Origin of the sequence: Glaciihabitans tibetensis, from assembly GCF_003003265.1 — a bacterium.
Lineage (GTDB): Bacteria > Actinomycetota > Actinomycetes > Actinomycetales > Microbacteriaceae > Glaciihabitans > Glaciihabitans tibetensis.
The window spans coordinates 1-20,615 of record NZ_PVTL01000009.1 but is presented as its reverse complement, the minus strand read 5'-3'; the positions used below and the strand labels follow the sequence as shown (position 1 = coordinate 20,615).

19 protein-coding genes and 1 pseudogene are annotated in these 20,615 nt (G+C 64.9%); 6 read left to right on the top strand and 14 right to left on the bottom strand.

Annotation, left to right across the window (positions count from 1 at the left end; translation table 11 throughout):
• Positions 1-8 precede the first annotated feature (8 nt).
• From B0I08_RS15095 to B0I08_RS15070, 6 genes are read right to left on the bottom strand one after another with little or no spacing between them, the layout of a single operon-like run.
• Positions 9-773 carry a helix-turn-helix transcriptional regulator gene (locus B0I08_RS15095; RefSeq protein WP_181243436.1) on the bottom strand — a complete coding sequence of 255 codons (765 nt, stop codon included), beginning with the start codon at positions 771-773 and terminating at the stop codon, positions 9-11.
• 59 nt (positions 774-832) lie between these two features.
• On the bottom strand, positions 833-1,687 hold the full coding sequence (locus B0I08_RS15090) for an NAD(P)-dependent oxidoreductase (protein WP_106214327.1): 855 nt from the start codon (positions 1,685-1,687) through the stop codon (positions 833-835).
• A 41-nt stretch (positions 1,688-1,728) separates the two neighbouring features.
• The gene (locus tag B0I08_RS15085; RefSeq protein WP_106214325.1) at positions 1,729-2,883 is read right to left on the bottom strand and encodes an NAD(P)/FAD-dependent oxidoreductase; all 1,155 of its coding nucleotides are present in this window, start codon (positions 2,881-2,883) and stop codon (positions 1,729-1,731) included.
• 3 nt (positions 2,884-2,886) lie between these two features.
• On the bottom strand, positions 2,887-3,699 hold the full coding sequence (locus tag B0I08_RS15080) for an amino acid ABC transporter ATP-binding protein (protein ID WP_281260225.1): 813 nt from the start codon (positions 3,697-3,699) through the stop codon (positions 2,887-2,889).
• A complete protein-coding gene (locus tag B0I08_RS15075) occupies positions 3,696-4,667 on the bottom strand; it encodes an amino acid ABC transporter permease (protein ID WP_219905683.1) in 972 nt (323 codons plus the stop codon). The genes B0I08_RS15080 and B0I08_RS15075 overlap by 4 nt, the downstream gene beginning before the upstream one ends.
• Complete coding sequence (locus tag B0I08_RS15070; protein ID WP_106214323.1) at positions 4,667-5,560, bottom strand: ABC transporter substrate-binding protein; 894 nt, start codon at positions 5,558-5,560, stop codon at positions 4,667-4,669. Before B0I08_RS15070 ends, B0I08_RS15075 begins: the two co-directional genes overlap by 1 nt.
• Positions 5,561-5,885: 325 nt before the next feature.
• On the opposite strand from B0I08_RS15070, the gene B0I08_RS15060 reads away from it, so the two are divergent.
• On the top strand, positions 5,886-6,377 hold the full coding sequence (locus B0I08_RS15060) for a hypothetical protein (protein ID WP_106214319.1): 492 nt from the start codon (positions 5,886-5,888) through the stop codon (positions 6,375-6,377).
• Between the two features lie 82 nt (positions 6,378-6,459).
• Here B0I08_RS15060 and B0I08_RS15055 read toward each other — a convergent pair.
• From B0I08_RS15055 to B0I08_RS15045, 3 genes and pseudogenes are all read right to left on the bottom strand, one after another.
• A pseudogene (locus B0I08_RS15055) lies at positions 6,460-6,683 on the bottom strand (transposase); the annotation flags it as partial.
• Positions 6,684-6,694: 11 nt separating this feature from the next.
• A complete protein-coding gene (locus B0I08_RS15050; RefSeq protein ID WP_106214317.1) occupies positions 6,695-7,588 on the bottom strand; it encodes an alpha/beta fold hydrolase in 894 nt (297 codons plus the stop codon).
• A 490-nt stretch (positions 7,589-8,078) separates the two neighbouring features.
• A complete protein-coding gene (locus tag B0I08_RS15045) occupies positions 8,079-9,041 on the bottom strand; it encodes an NADP-dependent oxidoreductase (RefSeq protein ID WP_106214315.1) in 963 nt (320 codons plus the stop codon).
• Positions 9,042-9,188: 147 nt separating this feature from the next.
• On the opposite strand from B0I08_RS15045, the gene B0I08_RS15040 reads away from it, so the two are divergent.
• Positions 9,189-10,106: a LysR substrate-binding domain-containing protein gene (locus B0I08_RS15040; protein ID WP_106214313.1), complete on the top strand. Its 918-nt coding sequence runs from the start codon at positions 9,189-9,191 to the stop codon at positions 10,104-10,106.
• Positions 10,107-10,406: 300 nt separating this feature from the next.
• Positions 10,407-10,853: an Hsp20/alpha crystallin family protein gene (locus B0I08_RS15035; protein WP_106214311.1), complete on the top strand. Its 447-nt coding sequence runs from the start codon at positions 10,407-10,409 to the stop codon at positions 10,851-10,853.
• Positions 10,854-10,959: 106 nt separating this feature from the next.
• Here B0I08_RS15035 and B0I08_RS15030 read toward each other — a convergent pair whose 3' ends face one another.
• The gene (locus tag B0I08_RS15030) at positions 10,960-11,589 is read right to left on the bottom strand and encodes a gluconokinase (protein WP_106214309.1); all 630 of its coding nucleotides are present in this window, start codon (positions 11,587-11,589) and stop codon (positions 10,960-10,962) included.
• Positions 11,589-12,971 carry a GntP family permease gene (locus tag B0I08_RS15025; protein ID WP_219905682.1) on the bottom strand — a complete coding sequence of 461 codons (1,383 nt, stop codon included), beginning with the start codon at positions 12,969-12,971 and terminating at the stop codon, positions 11,589-11,591. The genes B0I08_RS15030 and B0I08_RS15025 overlap by 1 nt, the downstream gene beginning before the upstream one ends.
• Before the next feature lie 193 nt (positions 12,972-13,164).
• Here B0I08_RS15025 and B0I08_RS15020 point away from each other — a divergent pair, with 193 nt between their 5' ends.
• Positions 13,165-13,887 (top strand): FadR/GntR family transcriptional regulator, encoded by a 723-nt coding sequence (locus B0I08_RS15020; protein ID WP_106214307.1) that lies wholly within the window; start codon positions 13,165-13,167, stop codon positions 13,885-13,887.
• A gap of 35 nt (positions 13,888-13,922) precedes the next feature.
• Here the strand turns inward: B0I08_RS15020 and B0I08_RS15015 are convergent, their stop codons facing one another.
• The gene (locus B0I08_RS15015) at positions 13,923-15,791 is read right to left on the bottom strand and encodes a glycoside hydrolase family 30 protein (protein ID WP_106214305.1); all 1,869 of its coding nucleotides are present in this window, start codon (positions 15,789-15,791) and stop codon (positions 13,923-13,925) included.
• Positions 15,792-16,042: 251 nt separating this feature from the next.
• Here B0I08_RS15015 and B0I08_RS15010 point away from each other — a divergent pair, with 251 nt between their 5' ends.
• The gene (locus B0I08_RS15010; RefSeq protein WP_146134443.1) at positions 16,043-16,360 is read left to right on the top strand and encodes a hypothetical protein; all 318 of its coding nucleotides are present in this window, start codon (positions 16,043-16,045) and stop codon (positions 16,358-16,360) included.
• Positions 16,361-16,512: 152 nt separating this feature from the next.
• Here B0I08_RS15010 and B0I08_RS15005 read toward each other — a convergent pair whose 3' ends face one another.
• Positions 16,513-17,349, bottom strand: a complete 837-nt coding sequence (locus B0I08_RS15005) for a helix-turn-helix transcriptional regulator (RefSeq protein ID WP_106214301.1) — start codon at positions 17,347-17,349, stop codon at positions 16,513-16,515.
• A gap of 212 nt (positions 17,350-17,561) precedes the next feature.
• On the opposite strand from B0I08_RS15005, the gene B0I08_RS15000 reads away from it, so the two are divergent.
• On the top strand, positions 17,562-18,311 hold the full coding sequence (locus B0I08_RS15000; protein ID WP_106214299.1) for an SDR family oxidoreductase: 750 nt from the start codon (positions 17,562-17,564) through the stop codon (positions 18,309-18,311).
• 432 nt (positions 18,312-18,743) lie between these two features.
• Here the strand turns inward: B0I08_RS15000 and B0I08_RS14995 are convergent, their stop codons facing one another.
• Positions 18,744-20,321: a CoA-acylating methylmalonate-semialdehyde dehydrogenase gene (locus tag B0I08_RS14995; protein WP_106214297.1), complete on the bottom strand. Its 1,578-nt coding sequence runs from the start codon at positions 20,319-20,321 to the stop codon at positions 18,744-18,746.
• Positions 20,322-20,615: the final 294 nt, after the last annotated feature.

The window sequence follows — 20,615 nt, the reverse complement described above, 5'->3', positions numbered from 1 at the left end:
GCGTGAACTTAGAGTCGTTCCGCTGAGGGCGTGGGTTCGGTGCCGGTCTCCAGCAGACTGATCTCATTCAGGTAGTTGTAAATGGTGAACTTCGTCACTTTTAGCGACTCCGAGATCATCTCGATCGCGTCCCGGAGCATAAAGAACCCTCGGTCCTTCAACTCGATGACGACGCTGACCTTGTGCTTCTTTTTCATCTCATCGACGGGCACGCCAACCGCGAGGATCGCCTGGTGAATGAGATGTGCCGCCAGTTCGTCCACGTCCTTGACGAACACTTCGGTGCGTTGCTCAGAAGGAGCCGGCGACGCGGCAGGGGACCCGCCGACCATTTGAGCTACGAGATTCTGGATCGACAGCCACGCAGAGATGTCGGTGTGGATGCACAATGCCGCCGCGGGATTGCCCGCCACGTCACGGATGATCATCGTGGAGGATCGCATTCGGCGACCGCTGGGTAACGTCGATTCGTAGTTCAGGTTGTAGTCGTTGAAACCCTGCATGGCCTGCTGCAGCAGCACGTCCGTGGGCGGGTCGCCGATCTTTCGTCCGGTCACCTCTCCGTAGATGGCGACGATGGAGTTCGGAACCAGACTGAGGTCATGTAGTACAACCTCGGTTGACGTCGGCAGGGCTCGTGCGATTGGCTCGACCAGGGAGGCGAAAAGAGCGACGAGGCGTTCACCATCGATCGTTCTCGGCACGTGGAATCCCGAGAGGGGCACGGCCGCGTCACCGGGCGCCGTAGGTGGCGGCACCTCATCTATTGTCATTATCGAAAGCTTCCTCGTCATTCGTTACAACCGTTGGCTTCAGCGTATAGAGAATGCGTCTACGCGACTTCCGCCCGGGTGATCACCGCGATATCGCTGTCTCCGTCTCCGGCACGTTGCACCGTTATCAGTGACCCGAGCAGCGCAGTCACCGCGGGCAGCGGCGCACCCGCCGAGGCGATCATCAGTCGGGCATCCTTGGCGAGGAGGTCTGCGGAAAACTGCGTGTCTTCGAAGCTGCCACCACGGATCATGTCCCCTTTCATCCCGGCGACGAAGCTCAGGGCTGTTTTGTCGAGCATGGCCAAGACCTCAGCAGCGGTGAGATTGTTGGCCGCTCCGAGGCGGAGCGCCTCCACCAGGCCCTGCAGGCTGATACCCAGCGCGAGGTTGGCGATAAGTTTTCCCGTTGCGGCGGCGGCGGCGGTGTCGACGATCCTGATTCGTTCCGGATCCGACCACAATCGCACGAGGGGCAACACCTCGTTGATGTCGTCGGGGTTGCCTCCGACGAGCACCCCGAGCGTGCCGGCGCGCGCGGGTGCCAGGGTGCCGACAACCGGGCTGTGCACATACCGAATTGCGCGGGCACCCGCCCAGGCCTCGAACTCCTGGGCATCCGTCGGTGCAACGGTCGTGACGTCGAGCCAGATCGTTGCGGGTGAGAACTGCACCGGAGTCTCGCCCATCAGCACGTCGCGGACGGTATCAGGGCCGAACAACACCGTCATCACGATGTCGGCGCCAGCGACTGCGTCCTGCGCACTCGTCGCCGCAGTCGCTCCTTCTGCCACGATCCTGTCGGTTGCCGCACCCGTGCGGTTCCAGACGGTGAGCTGGTGCCCGGCGCCGAGGAGATGGACGGCGAGTTCGTGACCCATGCGCCCGACACCCAGCATTGTGATTTTTGTCATTGAGTTTCCTTAGTGCACACAAAAGAGCGCGGGTGGTTGATTTATTGTTCGCCGGGCAGTCGAGGCACCGGGGCAACAAAGGTAGCGGCCGGGTCGAACAGACGTGCCGGGCGGAAGGTGTCGAGCAGAGCGACTCTGGCGCCTTCGATCTCGTCTGCCACCCAGGTTCCGAGAGCCAGGGAGAGGGTGACACCGCTATGCGTTGCGACCGCGTAGAACGGCACGGAGGGGTCAACCTGTCCGACAACGGGCCAGCCGTCCGCCGGCATCGCGCGTTGCCCCACCACGAACGACTCGATCGCGGCTCCCTCTCCGTTGGTGAACATCGCCGCAAAGCGGTCGCGTAGTTCTCGGGCTACGGGGTGACCGAGACCTACCACCGCGGTGGAATCTGCGTCTGCGTCGAGCACAGTGGACTGCAGTAAAAAGCGTCCCCCGCCCGCGGGGCGAACATTCAGCTCGGAGGCGCTCAGGAGAGGGCGGTAGTCGACTGCTATCGGCGCCGTGGTGGCGAGGTAGCCCACCCCGGCTCCGCCAACCTCGGTTGTCGAAACCATCGGCACTCGGTGCCCAACGAGCGCGGAGAGCTCCCCGGTCCACCGCCCGACACAGCTGACGACGAGGTCCACATCGTATTGGCCTCCGGCTGCCGTGCTGACTGTGGCCCCAGAAGCAGAGCTGTCGATGCCGACGACATTCGACGAGTAGTGCGTGGTGACGTTCGACGCCAGCGCACGCCGGTTCAATTCGACGAGCATCAGAGAGGGATACACGTACCCCTCGGTGGGAAACCACGCGATCGTGTCAGCGTCGTCGGCAAGTTTCAGACCAGGGCCCACGCGGCGAGCTTCATCGGGAGTGACCCACTCTGCGGGGTAGCCATACCCCTGCAGACGCGCGACGCGCGCCCGGAGGTCAGCTTTGTGGCCGGTGGTGTTCGCCCATTCGACGTGACCGGAAGGTATAAACCAGTCGGAGCCAGTGCCGCGCTCGGTCATCTTCTGCAGGGCGAGATAGTTGAGGTCGAAATAGGGCCGGGGCGACTTGCCGTTCGAATTGATCCAAGCGAAGGAGGTGCTGGATGTTCCGGAACCGAGCCCATTCGCTTCCAGCACGACGACGGAGTGTCCTCGCTGCCCGAGTTCGGCGGCTACGGACATGCCCACAACGCCCGCACCAATAATTGCGATCTTCATGCGTCAGCTCATTTCTGTCACGGCGGCGGTCGGCGCACTCTCGAGGAGCACACCCCTCAGGAAAGCCTGTGTTCGGGCGTGCGATGGTCGGCTGAGCACTTCAGAAGGCGCACCCTGCTCCACAATCCGACCGTCGTCCATAAACACGACGTGGTCGCCCACGTCACGAGCGAACGCGATCTCATGGGTGACAACGATCATCGTCATTCCGCTGGCGGCGAGGTCGCGCATCACTTCGAGCACTTCGCCGACGAGTTCCGGGTCAAGCGCGGAGGTGGGCTCGTCGAAAAGCATCACCTTCGGCTTCATCGCGAGCGCGCGCGCAATCGCCACGCGTTGTTTCTGGCCTCCAGATAACTGGTTGGGGTACGCGGTCGCTTTCTCGGCCAGTCCCACCCGGGTGAGGAGGCGGTGCGCATCAGCGCGGGCCTCGGCCAGCGGCACCTTGAGGATGCCAACCGGTCCCTCCATGATGTTCTGTTCGACTGTCATGTGAGGAAACAGGTTGAAGCCCTGAAACACCATGCCGATTTGTTGGCGCTGCCGGATGGTGTCCCGCTCCTTCATCTCGTAGAACTTTCCGCCCCGCTCGGTGTATCCGACCAGGTCGTTGTCCACAAAGATGCGGCCGCTGTTGATGCGCTCGATGTGGTTGATACAGCGCAGTAGCGTGGATTTGCCCGAGCCGGATGGTCCGATCAGACACGTGACCTTCTCGCGTTCCATGACCAGGTCGATGCCCTTCAGCACCTCGAGGGATCCAAACGATTTGTGGACGGACTCCAGGCGAACCATGGGGAGTGTGTTGTTCATCATCCGTGTGCTTTCTCGGTTGCGATGTCGGCTTCTGGCGGCGTGCCACGGCGCTGCAAGCGCATGACGTTACGAAGAACTCCGCCAGAACTGCGCGCGCTCGTCGTATGTCCTTGACCGAAGTGTTTTTCGAGGGAATGCTGACCGATTGTCAGGGTCGTCGTCACCAGCAAGTACCAGATCGACGCCACGATGAGCAGCGGAATAGTCAGGTAGTTCACGGCGTAAATCAACTGCGCGGAGTACAACAATTCGGGGAACGCGACCACGCTGACCACCGACGTCGTTTTGAGCATCGAGATGACGTTATTGCCTGTCGGCGGCAGGATCACGCGCATGGCCTGGGGCAGGATGATGCGGCGAAGGATGCGTGCCCTGCTCATCCCAATGGCCTGCCCCGCCTCACGTTGGCCTTGGTCGATCGACGACAAACCGCCCCGCACGATCTCTGCCATGTAGGCGCCTTCGTTCAGGCTGAGCCCGAGGATCGCGGCCAACCAGGGCGTCATCAGGTCGCGCATCTCCACCGACCAGAACTCCGCGTCCGTGAACGGAATGCCGAGCGAGATGTTGGGGTAGAGCGCCGCGATGTAGCCCCAGAAAAGCAGCTGCACGAACAGAGGGGTGCCCCGGAAGAACCAGATGTACAGCCAGGCGATCTTCGAAAAGACAGGATTAGTCGACTCGCGCATGATGGCGACCAACACCCCGAGGATGATCCCGGCAATCATCGAGATCGCCGTCAGCTCGATGGTGTGCCAGAGACCGGTCAGGATTCGTGACGAGAACAGGTACTGCCCGACGACGTCCCAGCGATAGTTCTCGTTGGTCACGAGCGTGGAGGCGAATCCTGCCAGCACGACAACGAGCGCTGCGGCAGTGATCCACTGGCCCCAGTGCCGCACCGGCACAACGGTCATTGTCGGGCGAGACCCCGTGCCGGTTTCGATGCGCTCCTCTGTGCGGCTCACTAGCTGATCGCTCCATTGATGACTGACTCGTCTATCGCGATGTCCTCGAGCTCGTACTTGGCAATGATCTCCTCATACGTTCCGTTCTCCATCAGTTCCGTCATCGCGGCGTGCACCGCAGCGGCGAACTCACTGTCCTTCGGCAGGGCAACGCCACCCGGATTCGGGTTCTTGAATGCGGGGCCGGCGATCTCGAACGCGTCATTCGACGCCTGCGCGAGGACCAGGGTTGGGACATCCGCCAAGACGGCGTCGACCTGCCCGGCGGTGAGCGCCAGCAGCGCTTCCGGGGTACCTGCGAATACAGCCTCCGTCGGCGCTTCCTTGCCGTCGGCCTCACATGCCGCCGATTGCGGCGGTAACATCGTCGACTGCTGGAGGGATCCCCGGTTGACCGCGACGCGGGCACCGCACAAGGCCTCCGCAGTCACATCCAGTGGGTTTCCACTCTCTACGAGCGCCACGGTTCCGTTGTGGTAGTAGGTCACGAAGTCCACGGCCTGTTCGCGTTCCTTCGTGTCGCCGATGGAATTCATGGCCATGTCGTTGGTACCCGCTTGCAGCGACGGGATGAGCCCATCGAATGAGGTGATGACGAACTCCACTTCGAGGCCCATAAGGGATGCCATCTCGCGTGCGAGATCCGCGTCGAGGCCCACGAGTGTTTCGCCGTCGTCCTCGGAAATCGATACGAAGGGCGGGTATGCGCCGTCCGTTGCGACGCGGATGAGACCGGACTCGGCCATCTCTGTCGGAACCAGCGCGGCGATCTCTGGGTTAGCCGTTGATGTCGCCGTGGGTGCCGCAGCTTCTGACGAGCACCCTACGAGTGCCGCGACCGTCAGAGTGGAGCCGATGAGTGCGGCAATCCGAAGTCGGGATCTGTGTCGCATGAAATGCCCTTTCGTGGAACGGAGGAAATCGTCGGTCAGCGGGGGAGGTCGAAACCTGACCCGGAGTGGTTGCTTATCAAAACTCTCGACAAATTTTGGAAATACTTCAAGCAAACCGACCAGCAGGACCCCCGCTTTTACAAGGAGTTAATAAAAGCGCCTCTCGACGAAACATAATCGGGCAAAGATTTTAACAATCCGTCGAAATCATGCCAAGGTACTCAACGAGACGGGCCGTCCCCACCGCGCTGTAACCGAGAGTCCTTCGTCCGTTCATAGCCCGCTGATAGGGTGCAAGATCTGAACAGAACTCAAGGAGATCTTCGTGGCCATCACGCGTACCAACGGACTGTCCCTCTTCGCCATCCTCGGCGTCGCCGGCTTGATCCTCACCGGATGCTCCTCGTCCGACGACACCGACACCAACGCGGGCAACGGTGGAGCGAGCTCCTCGCCCTCGGCCGAAGCGGAGCCCGCAGAAGAACAGTCCGTCGAAGAGGCCTGCAGTGTCCTCATCGAGGGCGTCACCGAGATGCAGACGGCACTGAGCGAGAACACCGCGCTGCAGACCGACCCCGCGGCAGCCGCTGCCGCCTACAAAGAGGTCGTTGCGCTGTTCGAGGCGAACTCCGCGAAGGTCAGTAACGAAGAGGTGAAGCCGGCCGCCGACAAGATCGGTGCCGTGTTTGCGACCTTCGGCGAGACCATGGACGCCGCCGCGACCGACCCCGCGAGCGTCGACCCCCAGGCGATCACCGACTACACGACCGACCTCCAGGAAGCGACCGGCGAGCTCGACGACGTCTGCGGAGCCTAGTCCTCGGCTCGCCGAAACCAGCACCACGCTGACCCCAGCACCTCCCGAAAGGTCAACTTTCGTTGCCTACCGCGCCTTCGGTTCAGGGCGTCGACGCAACACCGGGTTGATCTTGGCCAAGACTAGACGCTGGAAAGCTTCGGCTGGGGTGGCCCAGCCGAGGCTCTTTCTGGGGCGGCCATTGAGCTCTGCAGCGACGAAGTCGAGGTGGTCCTGGCTGTGGACCGAGAGGTCGGTTCCTTTAGGGAAATACTGCCGAAGGGGCCCGTTCGTGTTCTCGTTGCTGCCACGCTGCCAAGGCGAGTAGCTTCGCGAGGTTAGTGCACGAGCTCGAGTATCGCGTCGCTGAATGCCAAAGGGGCTTCCTGCGGGGGGTTGTGTCCGACCCCGGGCAGCACGACACGCTGGAATGATCCAGAGAAGTGGGACGCATGCTCAGATGAGTCGAACCAGCCGAACCCGTCTGCTCCGCTGTCAACTGAGACCGTGGGCACGGAGATGACAGGACGCTGGGCGAGACGACGCTCGAGGTCGTCGTAGCGCTGATCTCCTTCGGCCAGCCCGAAGCGATGCCGGTAGGAATGGACAACAACCTGGACAAAATCCGGGTTGTGCAGGCTGGGTGCCGACGCCGCGAAAGCGGTCTCCGCCTCGACCCAGTCGGGAGACCAGTCACGCCACAGCACACGGCACAGATCCTCGCGGTTCCGCTCAAGACCGCGCCGACCCCGCTCGGCGTGGAAGTAGTACTGATACCACGCCATCTTCTCATCGAGAGGAGAGTCCGGTTCGACGGACCCAGCGATGTCTTGGATCGGATACCCGGAGACCGTGACCAACCCGTCGATCCGCTCGGGAAAGAGCGCCGCGGCGACGCACGCGGCGCGTCCACCCCAGTCATAGCCCGCAACGATCGCATGTTCAACATCGAGCGCGTCCAAAAGATCGATCAGGTCCTGACCGAGCGCTGCTTGTTGTCCGGAGCGAAGCGTCTGGTCAGAGAGGAATCGTGTTGGGCCATAGCCACGTACATACGGCGCGACAACCCGAACACCCGCCTTCGCCAGGCGAGGGGCAACATCGTCGTAGGACCGTACATCGTAAGGAAACCCATGCAGGAGCACGACGGTCTGACCGGTAGGCTCGCCGAGCACCTCATACCCGACGCGCAGCAGAGGCGTGTCGACGAACTCGACTTCGCTGATTGGCAATCCGGCGCCCTCCGTTCGACAGAATTGGTTTTTTAAGCACTCTGTGTAGGTTATGCCCCGGGCGTTCGGCAGACGACCACGCACCTCAAGCGATGAGCGCCACTACCCGACCATGTTGCGCGGACCTTGTCTTGGGAAGGACCTTGCATCGGACTAGCGTCTGGCCGGTCGCAAGACGGTCGATCAGCGAGCCGTCTCGAAAAGCTAAAGCATTTCGAGACATGTGAACTCTGTGGACTTCATCGGTAAGTGGCGGTGTTCTGTAATCGCTCTAGTGGATGTTCGCGGTCAGCGGGAGTGCCGAGGATCGTGCGGCGGTGGGGGTCATGCGGGCATCCTCACGGAGCGATTGTGGCTGTGGTTCGTTGGGCATCGACAGAACGACTAGAGCAAATATGTGATGGCATGTCGTAGGCGGAAGCCTCGTCCGCCACGTTCGTTGGGGCGGGCGAGGCTTCCGGGCCAAGGGCGTCGCGGTCGGGAAGCCCCGCTAAGGCAGGAGGATGATCTTGCCGGTGCCTCCACCGGTCTGACCGAACTCGTGAGCCTGGGCGGCATCGGTGAGCGGTAAGGATTTAGCGACAATTACGCGGATGTCTCCGGCGCCTGCGAGTTCGGCGAGGTGTGATCGGACAGATTCCCGGTACTCGGTGCCGGCGTCCTGGCCGGGTCCATAGCCGAGTAGTTTGATCCCGGTACCGAAACGACGGTCGGAGCCGGTGATGGAGGCGATGCGTGCCGGATTGGCCACCAGTTCGAGCGACACGTCGAGGGCTTCGTCAGAGCCGACCGTGTCAATCGCGGCGGTCACGCCTTCCGGTGCTACGGCACGGACGCGATCGGCGAGTCCATCGCCGTAGACCACGGGAATTGCGCCAAGCTCACGGATCAGGGCGTGGTTTCGTTCGGCAGCGGTCGCGATGACAGTCGCGCCCAGATTCTTCGCGAGCTGCACGGCCATGAGGCCAACGCCTCCGGCACCGCCGTGAATCAGCACTGTGTCGCCTGCCTTCACTCCGGCGGCCTCGATCGTGTGCGCGGCGGTCAACCCGGCGAGCATCAGCCCGCCGGCTTCCTCCCAGCTGAGCCCCGCGGGCTTCGGGATGAGAGAAGACGAAGCGACGGTGACGTAGTCGGCGTAAGCGGCCGTCACAGGGTAGACGATTACCTCATCGCCGACGGTGACGCCTTCGACGTCGGAACCGACAGCGACCACGATTCCGGCGCAGTCCATGCCAAGGCTGGGTGGCGCTTCGGCGAGACCGGCGGCATCTTTCTCATCGTCGTCGACCTCGTGGAAGGCGCCGCTGTAGAGCTTCCAGTCGAGCGGGTTCACGCCCGCAGCGCGAACCTGCACTACGACTTCCTTCGTTCCGGGAGTCGGGACGTCGACCTCCTGAATAGCGAGCACTTCGGGTCCACCGAAATTTATCGGACGTACGATCCTGGCCATGAGACCTCCAAGGGATTCAGAGCCCGGCGTCACGCCGGGCTTCAAAGTAAAGTGAGCCGATCGGCTCTCGTTCAATATTGAACATTCGACCTCTTGCCGGGAAGCGCAACATTCGCAATGGTGCCTTGCGTTTGACACAATTGTCGGATGGCGGCAGAACAGTTGGATCTCAACCTCCTCAGGGTCTTCGACGCGCTCATGGACACCAGCAGCGTTTCCGGAGCCGCGGACCGGCTCCACTTGTCCATACCCGCCGCCAGCCGCGCACTGGGACGTCTCCGTCACGCGATGAACGACCCGATCCTCGTGAGAGCTGGTCGCGGAATGGTGCCGACACCGTTCGCGCAACGGGCGGCAACCCGAGTGAAGGCCCTGCTCGACGACGCCGATCGACTGCGTCTGGAGTCAGTCGGCGATCCGTCCACCTGGCGGCGGACGTTCGCTATCCGTATCAACGACGCGCTGTCCCCCGTCCTCGCACCGCGTCTGACGCGGCTAGTAGCCAAGGAGGCACCACACGTTCAACTGCGGTTCGTCGCGCAAGCCTCTAAAGAAGCCGATCTACTCCGCAACGGCACTCTGGATCTCGACGTCGGGGTGGCCGACCCCGCGCCGCCCGACGTCCTCACCTCGGTCTTGTTCACGGATATCTTCGTTGCCGTCGTCTCGGCATCATCCGAGTTGGGAGCGAAAAGATCATTGACTATTGAGGATCTCTGCTCCGTCCCTCACGTATCGGCGTCGCGCCGCGGGCTCGACCGAGGGCCTCTTGATGACGCACTCGAGCGAATCGGGCACTCGCGGAGGGTAATTGCTGTCGTCCCGACCTATGCTGTTGGAGCCCTCATGGCACTGGAAGATGATGTGCTCTGCCTCATCCCCTCTCGGCTGGCATCACACCTCCAAGAGCGTGGAGTCCCCATCCGGGCACACCAAGTGCCCGTCGGTCTCCCCATTGCAACGGTCGAGCAGCGATGGCACCAGCGCGCCGACGTCGACCCGGCATCCAGATGGCTGCGGTCCGCGATGACCGCCGCCACCGCTACCCTGCCAGCTCCCAAGTGAGCAACACCATGGCAGTTGGGCGCCCGCAGTGCTGCGTAACGGCTCCCTCCGCGAGACAGTTTCTCCCTCCGGGACGTCTGGAGTGCCCGGTTCTGGCGCCGCGGCATCCGCCTCAGGCTTCAAGCATTTTTGAAGGTTTTCTGGAGCGATTTTTGAGGATACGCGAGCGGAGCGGAGTTATATTTCTGCTGTCGACGTTGAGGCTCCGGCCCCAGCGGGAGCAAGCACCGACAGCAAGAAATCAGCAACAAGCAAGCAGAAACAAGAGAATACGCACTATCCGGAAGGGGACTTTTCATTATGGCTGTGTCTTTTGATCCTTTCACCGAACTGGACCGACTCGCGGGATCGCTGCTCTCCGCCCAGCAGGGACCGAAGTTCATGCCGGTCGACCTGTACCGTGACGGCGACCGATACATCCTCAGCGCCGACCTGCCCGGCATCGACCCGGGTTCGGTCGATATCGATGTCGATGGGCAGCTGCTCACGATCCGCGCGCACCGCTCCGCGCAGATGAGCGAGAACGTGAAGTGGCTGTCGAAGGAGCGTCCGTACGGTTCGTACCTCCGCCAGTTCAGCGTCGGCGAGGGAATTGACTCCTCGCAGATCTCCGCGCACTACGACAACGGCGTGCTCTCGGTGATCATACCGGTCAGCGAGCGCGCAAAGCCTCGCAAGATCGAGGTGAGCAGCGGGCGGGTCGGCGACGCAACGGCGCCCGACCAAACCTCTCTGTCGGCGAGCTAGCCGCCCTCTCGCCGCGCGATCGGCAAGTTCCTCGCGAACAAACACAGAAGCTCCGAGCCAGACGGCCCGGAGCTTCTGTGGTGCTGGCAGTGCTTCGGCGTGATTGCTAACCCCGCTTCGGCGCCGTCGACTGCCCCGGGTTCGGCGCGCCGAGGGCGGAGGATCCGGCCGCCGGTTTCAGGTGGAGCTGCCTCACGACCATCGCTGCCCCTTCGGCGGGCGGGCGGGATGCATCGATCAGAATGCCCTGCTCGTCAGAGTCGAGCGGCTCCAGTGTGTCCAGCTGGGAGTCGAGCAGCGTCGTCGGCATGAAGTGGTCGAGCCGGGCAGACATCCGCGTTCCGAGGAGTTGCTTCGAGCCGACCATGTGCACGAAAATCACATTTCTCTCGCGCAGCACATCGCGATACTTTCGCTTCAGCGCCGAGCACGTGATGATGCCGGGCACATCGGCCATGGCGTGCTCGATGACCCACGACGACACCGTGTCGAGCCAGGGCCAGCGGTCGTCGTCGGTGAGCGGGGTGCCCGAGGCCATCTTCTCGACGTTGGCGTCGGGGTGGAGGTCGTCGCCCTCGGCGAAGTCCCAGCCGAGCTGACCGGCGAGGAGCGCCGCCACCGTCGACTTGCCCGATCCGGAGACGCCCATGACCACCAGGACGGGTTGGCGGCCGTCGAGATCGATGGGAAGCGGGGTGGTGCCGTCTTCGTTTTGTGCGTTCTGCCCGACATCCATCAGATGAAAATATCCAGAATGAGCACGCCGCCGAGGCCGACGAGCGAGATGATGCACTCCATGAGGGTCCAGGTCTTCAGGTTCTGGCCGACGGTTGTGCCGAGGTATTCCTTCACCAGCCAGAAGCCCGCGTCGTTGACGTGGGAGAGGAAGAGCGAACCGGCTCCGATGGCGAGCACCAGCAGTGACAGTTCGGGTCCGGCGAGCGTGGCGGCGACGGGAGCGAGGATGCCGGCGGCGGTCACGGTCGCGACCGTTGCAGATCCGGTGGCGACGCGGATGAGCGCCGCAACAACCCACGCGAGGAGCACGACGGAGAAGCCGGTGTCCGTGATGGCGTTCGCGATCACGGTTCCGATTCCGGTGTCGATGAGCACCTGCTTGAAACCACCACCGGCGCCCACGATGAGCAGGATGCCCGCGATTTCAGGAAGCGACGCGGACATCGTCTTCTGCACGCCGGCGCGGCCGAGGCTGCGACCAAAGAAGATCATCGCGTAAATGAGGGCGAGCGAGAGTGCGACCATCGGGGTGCCGAGGAAGTCGAGGCTGGCCTTGAGGCTGCCGGTGTCGTTCGGGGCGACGGAGTCTACGATGCTGCGGGCGAGCATCAGCACGACGGGGAGCAGAATTCCTCCGACGGCTACAAGGAAGGTCGGGCGGCTGCGGCCGATGGGCTTGTCGTCGGATGCCTCGAACAGGGCGGGCACCGGAACGTTGACCCAGCGCGCGGCGATCTGGCCGAAGACGGGGCCGGCGAGGATGACGGTCGGGATAGCGACGATGATGCCGAGTCCGAGGGTCAGTCCGAGGTCGGCGCCCAGGGTGGTCACGGCCACGAGCGGGCCGGGGTGCGGAGGGACCAGTCCGTGCATCACCGAAAGGCCGGCGAGGGCCGGGATGGCGACCTTGATCAGGGAGATTCCGCTGCGGCGGGCGACCAGGATGACGATCGGGACGAGGAGCACGAGGCCCACCTCGAAGAACATCGGGAGGCCGACGAGGGCGCCGATCAGTCCCATCAGCCACGGCAGTGACTTGGTGCTTGCGCGCTTGATGAGGGTGTCGACGATGCGGTCGGCACCACCCGAGTCAGCGAGCAACTTGCCGAACATCGCGCCGAGGCCGATCAGCACACCGACGCCGCCCATGGTGGAGCCGAATCCGGTGGTGAAGCTTGTGATGGCAAGGCCCGGAGCGAGCCCCGCGCCAATGCCGACGCCGACAGCCCCGAGCGTGAGTGCGAAGAACGGGTGCACCTTGAGCCAGGTGATCAGAGTGATGATGACGGCGATGCCGACGAGCGCCGCGATTATCAGCTGCGGTTCGCTGCTGGCCGGTTCGATGGCGTCCGTGGCCATCGGTACGGTGAAGGGGTACATCTTCGTCCTCTCGGAGGGCGCATCCGCGCGACCTCATTGTCGGGTTTGGGGCTACCCGCCGACCACGCCGCGTCGGGCATAGTAGAGGGAGGCACTAAACCTATTAATCTGATTAATCAGACGTAGTGAGTGTCGCACGCCGATTGAGGAGCGTCAAGTTGCTGCACACTCTTGCACAGACGAAGGAGCGGGAATGGTAAACAGCACGGGATACGGAGTGCACACCGAGCGCGGTCTGCATGCGCAGGTGCTGACCGCCGTCGGCGAAGACATCGTCGACGGGCGCTACCCCGTGGGTTCCGTGCTCAACCAGGACGACCTGATCGCCCGTTTCTCCGTCTCGCGCTCCGTACTGCGCGAGGCGCTCCGCGTTCTGCAATCGCTCGGCATGGTGGAGCCTCGGCAGAGGGTTGGCACCCAGGTGCTCCCGCGCCAGTCGTGGAACCTGATGGACCCCCAGCTGATCTCCTGGCGCGGGCACGGTTCCGAGTACTTTGTGCAGCAGCGCGAGCTGATCGAGCTGCGGCTCGGGATCGAACCCGTCGCGGCCCGGCTGTGCGCCGAGCGGGCAACGGCCGAGGAGTTGACCGCGATTTCGGCAGCGGCGGCGGAGATGGCGGACGCGAATGACCGCGGGGACGAACGAGGATTTTTGCAGGCGGATGTCGCGTTTCACGCACTGATCCTGCGAAGCTCAGGCAACGCGGTCATGGGACACTTCTCGGGAACCGTTGAGGCGCTGTTGCGCACCCGGCTTCGCGAGACGCGCGGCACCATCACCGAGTACACCCCGTCGTCGGCGCACCGCCACAACGAACTCGCGGCGGCACTCGGTCGCCGCGATCCGGAAGCGGCATACCAGTGGTCCTTCTCCCTGCTGGCGGCGACCCTCGAGGAGTTCACGGCGCAGGGATAACGGGGGATTCACAGCCGCAGGCTGGGGCTGCGGGCTCAGGGCTGCGGGTGGGCTGGAATCACGACCGTCGCCAGAGCGCGGGCGGGTATCGTCGCGCGGGCGACCGAGGTGGTCGCGTCGACGTCGGGATGCTGGGTCGACTCGTCCCCGGGACCAGCGGTGGCCTTCGGAATCGCAACGTCGACGGTTCGCTCCTCGCCGGCCCCGTTGAAGATTGTCACGACGGTCGAGCCGTCGGGGTTGGCCAGGGCGACGTGGGGGAGTGAGTCGCTCACTGCGGAGTCGCCCACTGCGGAGTCGCCCTCAGGCGAGCTCCCCACCGTGCTTCCCGCCACCACCGAACTCTCCACGACCGTCGCGCCGCGCGGTGCGTACCGCCCGACGCTCGCGAGCGCGTAGTACTCGGCGTTGCGCGTCACGCTCCCGTCGGACTCAACGGTGACGACACCGGTGCAGGTGTCGCAGCCGCCGATGTGGGGTCCTCCGTCGGCGTTGAGCGCGAGGTTCCATGTCAGCACCGTGCTCGCCCAGTTATTCAGTGACCCGATTACCAGGTTTTGCGCCTGCCACGCGAGAGTGTTTGCGAAGATCGTGGCGGACGAATCATCCGCCCCATGTGATCCTGAACACTCGGTGACCCACAGCTCTGCATCCGGGAAGCTCTCGTGCAACCGCGACATCCGCTCGGCTTCCCCCGAATAGCAGTGATAGGCGACCCCATCGACCCAGGGGGCGGCGAAACTGCGGAGCACGTCTGACGGATACTCGTAGGCGGGATCCTCGCCCTCGGGGGTGGAGGCGGCGTCGGCGGGATGCAACGCCCAATTGTGGTCGTACGCGAAGATCTGCGTGCTGAGGCCGGCGTCGCGGAGGGCGGGTCCGAGGGAGGAGATCACCCACGCCTGGTCTTCCACGGGCATGTCCAAACCCGGGTAGCCGTCGGGGTTTCGCGCCTGCGGTTCGTTCTGCACGGTAACGGCGGCGATGGGAATCTCCTCCGCGGCGTATTCCTGAAGAGCCCGCACCAGGTACCGCGCGTAGGCATTCGCGCCCCGGTCGGCTTCGATCAACCGCCCGCCCGCAAGCTCGCCGGAATCCTTGAGCCACGCTGGCGGGCTCCACGGGGAGGCGATGATGTGCAGGTCTGGCGCGACGGCGAGGATCTGGCGCAGGATCGGTCGCAGCGTGGCGTCGTCTGCCCGGGTGCTGAAACGTTCTAGTCCCCAATCCGTTTCGCCGTCCGGCACGTCGTCGTAGGTGTACGCCGGTTCGGCGACGAAGTCGGACCCGCCGAACGGAATGCGCAGTATGCCCAGTCGCACCGGCCCGTCGGGGGCGAACAGTTCCTCGAGCAGCGCCGCCCGCTGTTCGGCGGGCATCGCAGCCAGCAGCGCCGCCGACGAGTGGGTGAGCGCGGCGCCGACCGCGTTGAAGCTCTGGCGGGCGGTGGCCGGGTCGACGGTGATGGTGGCGTCCGGTGCAGGCCCAGGGTCCGGTGCCTCCCCGGTGTCCCCCGCCTCCGGTGCTTCCCCTCCATCGAGGGCCGAGTCGCCCACCCAGCGTCCGAACGTGGTGGTGAACTCGCGGTCCATCGACGTGGCCCACACCTCGATCACCGGCGGGCCGGCGGGCGGGCTGGGTGAGGGCGAGGGAGTGGGGGAGGGCGAGGGCGTGTCGGATGCCGCGGGCGGCTCGCTCGGCGCGGGTACAGGTGGCGGTTGCCGCACGAAGAGCGCGGTGACAACCAGAACCGCGACGACCAGCACCGCCGCGATCGCGGTGACGACCTCGCGCCGCCGGGTGCCGTGCGGCGCGAGCGGCGAACCGGTGTCGTGCGGCGCGCCAGTGTCGTGCGGCGAGCCGGTGTCGTCGCCATCATCCGTGCCCTGCGTTGGAGGAGTCACCGCGTTCGCCTCCCGCTTCTGGCCGCGACATCCGCTTCACTCCATCGTAGGTCGGGCATCACTGGCATGAGGCGCCAACTTCGAGAGGTGGATGTCACTCTGCAGACTGATGGCAGGCACTCGAGCATCCTCTTAACTGAAGATATGCTCATCTATACTCCCTGTCCGGTTGGGCCGCGCAGGATGCCGGCGCAGCGATGACCGACCGTGTCTTGCGAGCGAACCGAGATCGCAGACGACTCGGAATCATTATGTTCGCGGTCGCCGGGGTGGCGTGGCTGCTGTTCGTTGCCGCGGCGTCGTATATCGCCGGGTACCACGACTGCGCGGTGTACGGCCCGTACCATCCGCTCGCCTATTCGCTTGAGGCCAGCCCCGTGATTGACCGATTCGTCATGTGGCCGCTCGGGCGCGAGTGCGGGTGGGAAACCGCCGACGGCACAACCGTGCTGGCGCGGGCCGGCTGGGGTCCGACGGTCGCGATGGTGTGTATCGGTGCGGTCAGCCTGTGGGGGTTGGCGATCGCCGCCGTGCCGCTCCAGCCGCGGCGTGGCGGCTCGGCGCGGTAGAAACCTACTCTCCGCCGGGGCTGCGGCGGCTCGCCGCGGTAGTTACCCACTCGGCGCGGCAGAAACAACTACCGCGCCGAGTAGGTAACTACCGCGCCGGGCGGGCGGGGCGTGGGTTACTACCGCGCCGAGCCAGCCGCGCCCGTGAGCCCTCACGCGAACTGCTGCGATCCGATCACGCCGAGCAACCGGAGCTTCTCCGCGGATGCGCTGCCCGGGGTGGCGGTCAGCACAAGCAGGGCCTGCGACTGGTCCTCCGTGAACAGGGCCTGGCAGTCCAGCTCGATGGCGCCGACCTGGGGATGCACCAGGGTCTTGTGATCGTCGAAGCGCTGGGCGACCTCGTGCTTCTCCCAGACGGACGCAAACTCGGAGCTGGTAGCGAGCAGCTCCGCCACGATCTCGCGGGCGCGCGGGTCTGCGCCGCCCTGGCTGACTGCCGCGCGAAGCCCCGCAGCCTGCACTTGCAACTGGTGCTCGTGGTCCTCTGGTGGGTAGGCCGCGCGCTCTGTCGGGTCGGTGAACCAGCGGTAATAACCGCTGCGGGCCATGCCGGTGTGTTTGCTGTGGTCGCCAAGCAGAGCTACGGCGAGCCGATTCTGCGCGAGCGTTTCCCCGAGGTCGGTGAGCACGAGGGCCGGGGTGTCGTCGAGTCGGTCGAGCACCCGCATTAGGGCAGGACTCACGTGACCGGTGCGCCGGGTCCGCCGGGGCGGATTGTGTCCGGTGAGACGGTAGAGGTGGTCGCGCTCGTCGAGGGTGAGGCGAAGTCCGCGGGCGAGAGCGATCACCATCTGCTCCGAGGGCTGCGGGCCGCGCTGCTGCTCGAGCCGGGCGTAGTAGTCGGTCGACATGCCCGTGAGCGCGCTGACCTCCTCGCGCCGCAGGCCACTCGTGCGGCGCCGCGGCCCCGTCGACAGCCCCACCTCGGCGGGAGTGAGCGCCTCGCGACGGCTGCGGAGAAAATCAGCAAGTTCGGCGCGGTCCATCGCTCCATCATCGCAGCCGTGCCCGCGCGCAAACAGGGATCCGCGATCCGTGGTTAAGCGGTCTCTGCCGCGCCCGCGACGACTCGCACAGACTGGATCGCAGCGGCCGGGACATCCGTTTCACCAGATTCACCCAGATCTTCCCAGATCCACCCAGCAACACCCCCACCTCACCCACACCCCCGGGCCGGACCACATCGACTGGAGAACCCATGAACATCAGCGGAAACACCATCTTCATCCCCGGCGGAACCTCCGGCCTCGGACTCGGCCTGGCCCTGCGCCTCCACGCCGCGGGCAACACCGTCATCATCGCCGGCCGCCGCGCCGAGCTGCTCGAGTCCATCACCCGCGACCACCCCGGAATCGAGTCCATCGCCCTCGACACGACCGACCCCGCTGCCGTCGTGCGGGTCTCCCGCGAGGTGCAGGAGCGCTGGCCCGCCACCAACGTTCTCATCACCATGGCCGGAATCATGCAGGTGGAGGATGTCACGTCCGCCGGTTTCCTCGCCACCGCCGAGGCCACCGTGGTGACCAACGTGCTCGGTCCGATCCGGCTCATCGCCGCCTTCAGCGAATTTCTTGCAGGCCAGCCGGATGCCACGATCATGACCGTCTCGTCCGGACTAGCCAGCGTGCCGCTCCCCATCACCCCCACCTACAACGCCACGAAGGCGGCGATCCACTCGTTCAGTGAGAGCCTGCGCGTGCAGCTCGCGGACACGACCGTGCGCGTCATCGAGCTGGTGCCGCCCGCCGTGCAGACCACGCTGATGGGGCAGCAGGATGACCCCGGCGCGATGCCACTCGAGGAGTACCTCGACGAGACCATGGCACTGCTCGAGGCGCAGCCCGACGCGCGCGAGATCCTCGTCGAGCGGGTCAAGTACCTGCGGAACGCCACGGTCGAGGGACGCTACGACGACGTGCTCGCGGTGCTGAGCGGCGCGGCGCACTAGGGAGGCGCAAGCGCCGGTCCGCAGCCCCGTCGCGGCCCCTCGCTCGCCGCTCGCCGGCTCGCCCACCGCTCGCGGCACCGGTTACCCGTAGGGCAGCTCCCTCGCGGCCCCCGTTACTGCCTCGCGGCACCGGACATGTCCGGTGCCGCGACGCGTTTTCGGGGGCCGGGAGCGGTAGATACCTGCGGCTGCCGCATTCGTTGCGGCAGAAGCACACTCGGCGCGGTAGAAACAACTACCGCGGCGAGTAGGTATCTGCAGCGGCGACGAGAAATGGCGGCGATAGCTACCGCGGCGAGCAGATACCTACCGCCGCGAGCCGCCGCGAGCCGCCGCGAGCCGCCGCGAGCCGCCGCGAGCCGCCGCGAGCCGCCGCGAGCCGCCGCGAGCCGCCGCGAGCCGCCACGCGCGCAACGCCCGCCGCCGCACCCGTCAGTTCTGCGGGAACCCCAGGTTGATGCCGCCGTGGCTCGGGTCGAGCCAGCGGCTGGTCACCGCCTTCTCGCGGGTGTAAAAGTCGAAGCCGGCGATGCCGTATGCCTTGTTCGAGCCGAACAGCGAGTCCTTGAAGCCGCCGAAGCTGTAGTACGCCACCGGCACCGGGATCGGAACGTTGATGCCGACCATGCCGACCTCGATCTCGTCCTGGAACCTGCGCGCGGCGCCGCCATCGTTGGTGAAGATGGCGGTTCCGTTGCCGTAGCGGCTGTTGTTGATCAACGCGACCCCGTCTTCGTAGCTTGCAACCCGCACGACCGAAAGCACGGGTCCGAAGATCTCGTCGAGGTAGACCTTCGACGTCACGGAGACCTTGTCGAGGAGGGTGGGGCCGAGCCAGAAACCGCCGGCCGCGCCATCTACAGCGCCATCCACCTGAACGCCACGGCCGTCGACCACCACGGTCGCCCCATCGGATGCCGCGAGCTCGATGTAGGAGGCGACCTTGTCGCGGTGTGCTTCGGTGACCAGTGGACCCATGTCGCAGTTGCGGCGACCGTCCCCGATCGTGAGCCGTGACATCCGCTCGGTGATTTTCGAAATGAGGGCATCGGCGACGGGCTCGACCGCAACGACCACGCTGATCGCCATGCAGCGCTCGCCGGCTGAGCCGAAGCCCGCGTTGATGGCGGCGTCCGCGGCGAGGTCGAGGTCGGCGTCGGGCAGCACCAGCATGTGGTTCTTCGCCCCGCCGAGGGCCTGCACGCGCTTGCCGTTGGCGGCCGCGGTTGAGTAGATGTACTGCGCGATTGGGGTCGAGCCGACGAAGGAGATCGCCTTCACGTCCGGGTGTTCGAGTAACCCGTCGACGGCCACCTTGTCACCGTGCACCACGTTGAAGACGCCGGCGGGCAGCCCTGCCTCGGCGAAGAGCTCGGCGAGCCAGATCGCGGCAGACGGATCCTTCTCCGACGGCTTGAGCACCACGGTGTTGCCCGCGGCAATCGCGATCGGGAAGAACCACATCGGCACCATCGCGGGAAAGTTGAACGGGCTGATGATCCCCACCACTCCGAGCGGCGCCTTCGTCGAGTAGACGTCGACGCCGGTCGACACGTTCGACGAGTACTCGCCCTTGACGAGGTGCGGAAACCCGGTGGCGAGTTCAACCACCTCAAGCCCGCGGGTGATCTCGCCGGCGCTGTCGGTGAGCACCTTGCCATGTTCGGACGTGAGGATGTCGGCGAGCTCGCCTTTGCGCGCATTGAGCAGCTCGCGGAACGAGAAGAGAATCTGCTGCCGCTTCGTGATCGACATGTCGCGCCAGGCCGGGAACGCGGCCACGGCGGCGGCGACCGCAGCATCGACCTCCGCAGCATCTGCCAGCGCCACGCTCTTGGTCTGCTCGCCGAGAGCGGGGTTGAACACGGGCCCCACCCGGCCGCTGGAGCTCACGGCGGTCGCGCCGTTGATCCAGTGCTGCACGATGGGAAGGGATGTCGGCTCAGCCAGGGTTGGGCCAGCAGTAGTCGGGTCAGCCAGGGTCGGGTCGGCGATAGTCGGGTCGGCCATTAGGGTGTTCTCCTCATCGAGAGTTCCGGACGCTTCCACGCTACCGCTCGCGGGCCTGCGCCGACCGGCCAATTGTCGACCGTGCGTCTCGCCGACCGGCCAGTCGTCGAGGGTGCGCCGCGCCGACCGGCCAACTGTCTACCGTGCGCCGCGCCGACCGGCCAGTCGTGGGCGCAAAAGCGCGAAAAAGGGTCGATAGCCCTCTGCGTCAGGCTGGTTGTGAGTCAGTTCACGATCAGGAGGCAACTACATGTCCATCACCGCAGGGTTCAGCTCGGCAGAGATCGTTGAACT

Bases quoted from the DNA above. Each gene is read 5' to 3' on its own strand.
- B0I08_RS15030 (WP_106214309.1), bottom strand. From the start codon at position 11,589: ATGGATGTCGGGCAGAACGCACAAAACGAAGACGGCACCACCCCGCTT.
- B0I08_RS15020 (WP_106214307.1), top strand. From the start codon at position 13,165: ATGGTAAACAGCACGGGATACGGAGTGCACACCGAGCGCGGTCTGCAT.
- B0I08_RS15045 (WP_106214315.1), bottom strand. From the start codon at position 9,041: ATGGCCAGGATCGTACGTCCGATAAATTTCGGTGGACCCGAAGTGCTC.
- B0I08_RS15010 (WP_146134443.1), top strand. From the start codon at position 16,043: ATGTTCGCGGTCGCCGGGGTGGCGTGGCTGCTGTTCGTTGCCGCGGCG.
- B0I08_RS15080 (WP_281260225.1), bottom strand. From the start codon at position 3,699: ATGATGAACAACACACTCCCCATGGTTCGCCTGGAGTCCGTCCACAAA.
- B0I08_RS15005 (WP_106214301.1), bottom strand. From the start codon at position 17,349: ATGGACCGCGCCGAACTTGCTGATTTTCTCCGCAGCCGTCGCGAGGCG.
- B0I08_RS15025 (WP_219905682.1), bottom strand. From the start codon at position 12,971: ATGTACCCCTTCACCGTACCGATGGCCACGGACGCCATCGAACCGGCC.
- B0I08_RS15090 (WP_106214327.1), bottom strand. From the start codon at position 1,687: ATGACAAAAATCACAATGCTGGGTGTCGGGCGCATGGGTCACGAACTC.
- B0I08_RS15035 (WP_106214311.1), top strand. From the start codon at position 10,407: ATGGCTGTGTCTTTTGATCCTTTCACCGAACTGGACCGACTCGCGGGA.
- B0I08_RS15040 (WP_106214313.1), top strand. From the start codon at position 9,189: ATGGCGGCAGAACAGTTGGATCTCAACCTCCTCAGGGTCTTCGACGCG.
- B0I08_RS15085 (WP_106214325.1), bottom strand. From the start codon at position 2,883: ATGAAGATCGCAATTATTGGTGCGGGCGTTGTGGGCATGTCCGTAGCC.
- B0I08_RS15000 (WP_106214299.1), top strand. From the start codon at position 17,562: ATGAACATCAGCGGAAACACCATCTTCATCCCCGGCGGAACCTCCGGC.
- B0I08_RS14995 (WP_106214297.1), bottom strand. From the start codon at position 20,321: ATGGCCGACCCGACTATCGCCGACCCGACCCTGGCTGACCCGACTACT.
- B0I08_RS15095 (WP_181243436.1), bottom strand. From the start codon at position 773: ATGACAATAGATGAGGTGCCGCCACCTACGGCGCCCGGTGACGCGGCC.
- B0I08_RS15070 (WP_106214323.1), bottom strand. From the start codon at position 5,560: ATGCGACACAGATCCCGACTTCGGATTGCCGCACTCATCGGCTCCACT.